This window comes from Geodermatophilus sp. CPCC 205761, assembly GCF_051383655.1.
Classification (GTDB): domain Bacteria; phylum Actinomycetota; class Actinomycetes; order Mycobacteriales; family Geodermatophilaceae; genus Geodermatophilus.
Genome location: NZ_JALPKQ010000053.1, coordinates 24,717 through 31,568, shown reverse-complemented (window position 1 = coordinate 31,568; position 6,852 = coordinate 24,717). Strand labels below are relative to the sequence as shown.

The 6,852-nt window shown below is 76.3% G+C and carries 7 protein-coding genes; 4 read left to right on the top strand and 3 right to left on the bottom strand.

Features of this window, described 5'->3' with window-relative positions:
* Positions 1-219 precede the first annotated feature (219 nt).
* A complete protein-coding gene (locus tag MY526_RS23205) occupies positions 220-1,293 on the bottom strand; it encodes an alpha/beta fold hydrolase (protein WP_436695430.1) in 1,074 nt (357 codons plus the stop codon).
* 71 nt (positions 1,294-1,364) lie between these two features.
* On the opposite strand from MY526_RS23205, the gene MY526_RS23200 reads away from it, so the two are divergent.
* Together MY526_RS23200 and MY526_RS23195 are read left to right on the top strand one after the other, a co-directional pair.
* Complete coding sequence (locus MY526_RS23200; RefSeq protein ID WP_436705169.1) at positions 1,365-2,015, top strand: TetR/AcrR family transcriptional regulator; 651 nt, start codon at positions 1,365-1,367, stop codon at positions 2,013-2,015.
* A 99-nt stretch (positions 2,016-2,114) separates the two neighbouring features.
* Positions 2,115-2,351, top strand: a complete 237-nt coding sequence (locus MY526_RS23195) for a DUF3107 domain-containing protein (RefSeq protein WP_436695403.1) — start codon at positions 2,115-2,117, stop codon at positions 2,349-2,351.
* Positions 2,352-2,420: 69 nt separating this feature from the next.
* Here MY526_RS23195 and MY526_RS23190 read toward each other — a convergent pair whose 3' ends face one another.
* The gene (locus MY526_RS23190; protein WP_436695404.1) at positions 2,421-3,080 is read right to left on the bottom strand and encodes an SDR family oxidoreductase; all 660 of its coding nucleotides are present in this window, start codon (positions 3,078-3,080) and stop codon (positions 2,421-2,423) included.
* A gap of 11 nt (positions 3,081-3,091) precedes the next feature.
* Positions 3,092-3,742, bottom strand: a complete 651-nt coding sequence (locus MY526_RS23185; protein WP_436695405.1) for a ferritin-like fold-containing protein — start codon at positions 3,740-3,742, stop codon at positions 3,092-3,094.
* Between the two features lie 468 nt (positions 3,743-4,210).
* Here MY526_RS23185 and MY526_RS23180 point away from each other — a divergent pair, with 468 nt between their 5' ends.
* Both MY526_RS23180 and MY526_RS23175 read left to right on the top strand, forming a co-directional pair.
* A complete protein-coding gene (locus MY526_RS23180) occupies positions 4,211-5,704 on the top strand; it encodes a DEAD/DEAH box helicase (RefSeq protein WP_436705168.1) in 1,494 nt (497 codons plus the stop codon).
* A gap of 12 nt (positions 5,705-5,716) precedes the next feature.
* Positions 5,717-6,835: a PQQ-binding-like beta-propeller repeat protein gene (locus MY526_RS23175; RefSeq protein WP_436695407.1), complete on the top strand. Its 1,119-nt coding sequence runs from the start codon at positions 5,717-5,719 to the stop codon at positions 6,833-6,835.
* Positions 6,836-6,852: the final 17 nt, after the last annotated feature.

The window sequence follows — 6,852 nt, the reverse complement described above, 5'->3', positions numbered from 1 at the left end:
CGCGGCGGCCGGGTGCGGGCGGCGGGACCCGCGGCCGGATCCGCTCCGGCTCACCTCCGCGCCGGACCGCCGGCGGCGGTGGACCCGGGCGCCGGACCGGCCCGCGGCCGGGGGGCGGGTCCGCGGGGCTCACCCCGCCAGGCTCTCACGGTCCGCGGAGTCTCCGGGACACCTCGCAGCCCCGGCGTGTGTCGGACCGGGACGTCTCGCGACGGGCGCTCAGGACGCCTGCGCGCCGAGCGGTTCCGCCGCGCCGTCCGACCCCACCGACCGGGTCGCGGCCGCCTCGGCGGCGTCCTCCGCGAGGGCGAGGACGGCCCGGGCGGTCGGCTCCGCGGCCTCCATCATCGCGACGTGCCCCACGCCCTCGAGCAGGAGCAGCCGGCCGTCGGGGACGGCGGTGGCCAGCCGCGGCGCCAGGGCCGGGTCGACCAGCCGGTCGCGGTCCCCCCAGACCACCAGCGTCGGCGGCCGCAGCCGGCGCGCCGCACGCCAGGCGTTGGCCGCGCCCACCCGGAGGTAGGAGGTGATCAGGCCGCGCATGCTGCGGGTCAGCGCGCGCACGGCCCACGGCTGCCCGGCCCGCTCACGCATCTCCTCCAGCGCCTGGTCCAGCCGCGCGCGCGGCACCCGGGACGGGTCGCCGAAGCACATCGCCAGCATCCCGCGCACCTGCTGCTCGGGCGTCACGCCGGTCAGCCGCCGCTCGGCCAGCGCCGGCACGCCGGGCAGGAGGAGCAGCGGGAGGGCGCGGCTGAACACCGAGGGCACCCGGTACACCGGCATCGCCGGGGACACCAGGGTCAGCGTGGCCACGAGGTCGGGCCGGCGGGCGGCCACGAGCAGCGACACCAGCCCGCCCAGCGAGTTGCCCACCAGGTGCAGCGGCCGCCCCGCGCCCTCCCCCGGCTCCGCGGCGATCCGCTCCAGCAGGTCGACGACGGCCCGCACGTGCCCCCGGACGGAGTACGCGCTGCGGGCCGGCGGGTGCGAGCGCCCGAACCCGGGCAGGTCCACCGCCCACCCGTCGAAGCGGACCGCGAGCAGCGCGGCGAGGTCGGTCCAGTTGGTCGACGCCCCGCCGAGGCCGTGCACGTACAGCACCCGCTCCCGCGGGGCGCCGTCCCGACGACCGTCGACCGGCCCGGTCCACGGCGTCCGCCGGACGAAGACCTCCCCGCCCCGGACCGGCACCGGCCCACCGGGCCACGGCGGGGGCACCGCGTCGGTGCGGGGCAGCGGAACGGTGGACAGGCGGGCCGGGACGGCGGGCGGGGCGGACGGCGTGCGCATCACCCGCCGACGGTAGGTCAGCGCCGCACGCAGGGCGCATCCCCGTGACCCGCCGGTAACATCCGGACGTCATGTCGCTGCCCCGGCCCGTTCCCGCGCCCGCCCGCCGATCGTCCCGCCTGCCCCGCGGCGCCCGGCGGCTGCAGCTGCTGCAGGCCGCGCAGGAGGTCTTCGTCGCGCAGGGCTACCACGCGGCCGCGATGGACGACATCGCCGACCGGGCCGGCGTCAGCAAGCCGGTGCTCTATCAGCACTTCCCCGGCAAGCGGGAGCTGTACGTGGCCCTGCTCGAGCAGCAGGTCACCGAGCTCACCGACCGGGTGCGCGACGCGATGTCCGGCACCGACGACAACCGCACGCGGGTCAACGGCGCCGTGGGCGCCTACTTCGACTTCATCAACACCGAGGGCTCGGCGTTCCGGCTGGTGTTCGAGTCCGACCTGCGCAACGACGACGAGGTGCGGGCGCTCGCCGACCGCGGCCACCACTCCTGCGTGGAGGCGATCGCCGAGGTCATCGCCGCCGACACCGGCGTCGACCGGGAACGGGCGCTGCTGCTCGCCTCGGGCATGACCGGGCTCGCCGAGACCAGCGCCCGCTGGTGGCTGGACCGCAAGGGCACGGTGTCCCGCGACGAGGCGGTGGCCCTCATGACGGCGCTGTCGTGGCGGGGGATCTCCAACTTCCCCCGGCTCGAGGGCGGCGAGCACGCCGCGCACTGAGCGCGACGTTTCGCTGACGGCGCACCCGCACCGCCGGTCGGCGGTTCTGCGGCTGCACTAGCGTGGAAGACAGCCGCGCAACTCGAGGAGGCATCCCCCGTGGAAGTCAAGATCGGTGTCCAACACTCCCCCCGGGAGCTGGTCATCGACAGCCCCCAGACCCCCGACGAGATCGCCAGCGAGGTGGCGAAGGCCATGTCCGGCGCGACGAAGGACGGCCTGCTGACCCTGGTCGACGACCGTGGCCGCCGGGTTCTCGTCCCGGTCGACCGCATCGCCTACGTGGAGATCGCGCAGCCCGACCAGCGCCGGGTGGGTTTCATCGCCGGAGCGTAGGACCTGGAGGAGGCCCCGGTGCAGGGGCCCGCGCCGAGCTTGCGAGGCGTGGGGGGCACCGGGGTCCTTTCACAGGTCGACGACGGTGCGCCAGGCCTCCCGCGGGCCGGCGGTCTCGGCGACCAGCTCCTCGTACAGCGCGGCGATCCGGTCCGGCGTGATCTGCCGGTCCTCCCCCACCAGCCCGCGGATCGTCGCGGTGGCCACGTGCACGCCGCGGGGGGCGAGGTCGGCGGCCAGGGCGCCGACGAGCGAGCGCAGCGCCGCCTTCTGGACGCCGAGCGTGGGCAGCGCCGCCATGGGCCGGTCCGCCGTCCCGCCGCCGGTGGCCAGGACCGTGCCGGCGCCGCGCCCGGCCATCCCCGGCAGCACCGCGCGCACCGCCGTCTGCAGGGCGACGACGCCGGCCGCGAGATCGGCGGTCAGCTGTTCGGGCGTGAGGTCGGCGGCGGGGACCTCCCGGCCCACCGAGACGTTGTGCAGCAGCGCGTCCACCGGTCCGGCCGCGGCGATCAGCTCCCCGATGGCGGCGGTCAGCGCGGCGGCGTCGCCGGCATCCGCGACGGCGGAGGCGGCCTCGACCCCGTCGGCCGCGAGGCCGGCGCAGAGCTCCGCCACCACCTCCCGGCGCCGGGCGACCAGCGAGACCGACCAGCCGGCCGCACCGAACCGGCGGGCGGTGGCCGCCGCGATACCCGGCCCGGCGCCCACGACGAGCAGGTGCGGCACGACGACTCCCGTCAGGGGTTGAGACCGAGCGTCTTCATCCGCTCGGTGTGCGCGGAGGTGATCCGGGCGATGAGCCGGCCGATCCCCGCGAGGTCCCCGGTGCCCGCCATGATCAGCCGGGCCAGCTCCTCGCGCTCGGCGACGACCGCCTGCGACTGGGTGATGGCCTCGCCCACGAGCCGCCGTCCCCACAGGGCCAGCCGGCCGGCGACGGTCCGGTGGGCCGCGATCGCCGCCCGGACCTCCCGCACGGCGAAGTCCGCGTGCCCGGTGTCGGCGAGCACGTCGAGGATCAGCGCCTGGTCCGGGTCGGGCAGGAAGGTGGCGATCTCGCGGTAGAAGTCGGCCGCCAGTCCGTCACCGACGTAGGCCTTGACCAGCCCCTCCAGCCAGGTGCGGGGGCGGGTGCTCTCGTGGAAGGCGTCCAGCGCCGCCACGAACGGCGTCATCGCCTCGGTGGGGTCGGCGCCGAGCTCGGTCAGGCGCGCGGTGAGCCGGGCGTGGTGACCGATCTCCGCGGCCGCCATCTCCGCCAGCGCCGCCCGCCCGGCGAGCGTCGGGGCGAGGCGGGCGTCCTCGGCGAGCCGGTCGAACGCGGTCAGCTCCGCGTAGGCCAGCACCCCCAGCAGGTCGACGACGGCGCGGTTGTCGGCCGTGCTCACGGGCGGCTCCAGGGCTCGGCGGGCGGACGCGGCGGCCGTCTCGCACGAGGCGCCCGAGCGGACCGGACAGCGCGGCGCGAGGAGGCTAACCGGTGCGCAGGTTACGATGGGAATCGGCGAGCCCTCCGGTTCGCTAGGACATCTGTGCGCTGACGACCGCTGGACGACGCTCCTCGAGGGCTGTCTCCCGGGCCGAACCCGAACGCCCGGTTCTGCTGGCTGCGTTGGCGCTGGAACCCATCCCGCGACCACCCAGCGGGACGGCTCCGACGCAGCGGACCCCCGCCGCCGGCGCCGTCCCCCAGCAGACCAGAGGCGAGAGCACTGACCTCCATCGAGAACACCACCACCACCGACCTCGAGCACGCCGAGACCGGCGCCCCCGCGCCCGAGGAGCTGGAGTCGCAGGTCGAGGAGCTGGGCGGCGCACCCGTCGCCCCGGACAGCCCGCTGTTCAGCGACTTCGACGTGCATCCCGACGTCATCGCCGCCCTGGCCGAGGTCGGGATCACCCGCACCTTCGCCATCCAGGAGTTGACCCTCCCGCTGGCGCTGGCCGGGCACGACCTCATCGGGCAGGCCCGCACCGGCACCGGCAAGACCCTCGGCTTCGGCGTCCCGATGCTGCAGCGCGTCGTCCCCCCGGCCGAGGGCGGTGACGGCGTACCGCAGGCGCTGGTCGTCGTCCCCACCCGTGAGCTCTGCGTCCAGGTCTCCCGCGACCTGGCGACCGCCGGTGCCAAGCGCGGCATCCGCGTGCAGGCCATCTACGGCGGCCGGGCCTTCGAGCCGCAGGTCCAGTCGTTGCAGAACGGCGTCGAGATCGTCGTCGGCACCCCGGGGCGACTGCTCGACCTGGCCCAGCGCGGCGACCTGATCCTCGGCAAGGTCAAGGTCCTCGTGCTCGACGAGGCCGACGAGATGCTCGACCTGGGCTTCCTGCCCGACATCGAGCGGATCCTGGCGATGGTCCCGGACAAGCGGCAGACGATGCTGTTCTCCGCGACGATGCCCGGGCCGATCGTGACCCTGTCGCGTTCGTTCATGACGCAGCCGACGCACATCCGGGCGCACGGCAACGACGAGGGCTCGACCGTTCCGCAGACGACCCAGTTCATCTACCGGGCGCACAACCTGGACAAGCCCGAGCTGCTCTCCCGCGTGCTGCAGTCACGCGACCGTGGCCTGGTCATGGTGTTCTGCCGCACCAAGCGCACCGCCCAGAAGGTCGCCGACGAGCTGGTCGAGCGCGGTTTCGCCGCGGCGGCCGTGCACGGTGACCTCGGCCAGGGCGCCCGCGAGCAGGCGCTGCGCGCCTTCCGCAGCGGCAAGGTCGACGTGCTGGTCGCCACAGACGTCGCCGCCCGCGGCATCGACGTCACCGGGGTCAGCCACGTCGTCAACTACCAGTGCCCCGAGGACGAGAAGACCTACCTGCACCGGATCGGCCGCACCGGCCGGGCGGGCAGCGAGGGTGTCGCGGTGACCCTGGTCGACTGGGACGACATCCCGCGGTGGCAGCTGATCAACAAGGCGCTGGACCTCGACTTCACCGACCCGCCGGAGACCTACTCCACCTCCCCGTGGGTCTACTCCGACCTGGACGTGCCCGAGGGCGCGACCGGCCGGCTGCCCCGCGCCCAGCGCACCCGCGAGGGGCTGGACGCCGAGACCCTCGAGGACCTCGGCGAGACCGGCAAGCGCACCCGCGGAGGCTCGCGCGGCCCCGCCCGCGAGGACGAGGCTCCCCCGGCCGCCCCCCGCACCAACCGACCGCGCCGGCGCACCCGCGGTGGCGGGACCGGCGCGGCCGACACGGCAGCCCCGGCCGCGGCCGACGCCCCTGCCGGCGAGACCGGTGAGTCGGGTGAGTCCGGCGCCTCCGGCGAGGCGGCCAAGCCGCGCCGGCGGCGTCGTCGTCGCGGTGGCGCCACCCGCGGCTCCGCCGAGCCGGCCGCCTGAGACGCCGCAGCGGTGGGTCCGCGCCGCCCGCCGCCGCGGGTGTGGATCTGGACGGCGGCCACCCTCGCGCTCGTCGTCCTGGCCGCCCTGCTGTGGCGCGGCTCGGACGCGGCGGCGACCCGCAGCACCACGGCTGAACCGGCCGGCGTCCCCTCGGGGGCGCCGGCCGGCGCCGTCTCCACGGTCTGGACTGCCCCGACCACCGGCGAGGCGGCGGTGCACGGCGGCCGCGTCGTGGTCGGCGACCGGCACGGGGTGCGCGCACTCCACGTCGGGACCGGCGACGTGGCCTGGCAGTACAGCCGCGCCAACGCCCGGCTCTGCGACTGGACGCTGATCGGCAGCGTCGTGGTCGCGGTCTTCCGCACCGAGGACCGCTGCGACGAGGCCGTGGCGCTGGCCGTCGACACCGGCGTGCGCTCGTGGACGCGGAACGTCAGCTACCGCTCCGACGTGACGCTGCACAGCACCAACGGGATCGTCCTGGCCGTCGCCCCCACCGGCGTGGTCACCATCGACCCGGTCGGGGACGGCACCCGCTGGCGGCAGCCGGCCGGCGAGGGCTGCCGGATCGTCGACGCCGACGTCGGGCAGGCGGGGGTCGTCGTCCTGCAGCGGTGCGCGGGGACGTCGGCCTGGCAGCTGCGGCTCTTCGACGGCTTCGAGGGCGCGGCTCGGTGGACCCGCGACGTCCCGGAGGGGACGGTGCTGGCCGGCGTCGACCGGGCGGTGGCCGTCGCGGGTGCGGACGGCGTCCACCTGCTCGCCGCCGGCGACGGCACCCCCGTGGGGAACCCGCTCCCCGGCACGGCCGCCCGGATGACGGGGCTCGGCGACACCGCACTGGTCCTGGCGGACGGGGAGCTCTCCGCCGTCGACCAGACCACCGGCGCCCTCCGCTGGCAGGTGCCCGCGACCGGGCTGCCGTCCGGCGCGGCGGCCGGCAAGCTGCTGTCCCCCGTGACCGCCGTCCCGGTCCCGGAGGGCGGCACCGTCGTGCTGCGCGACCTCGCGACCGGGGACGAACTCGGCCGTACCACCGTCGCCGGCCTGCCGGCGGACGCGCTGGTCACCGTCGCGGGGCCGGTCGTCGTCGCCGGGGAGCCCGATCGGGTGGTCGCCTCGCGCTGAGCCGTCCGCGAGGGTGG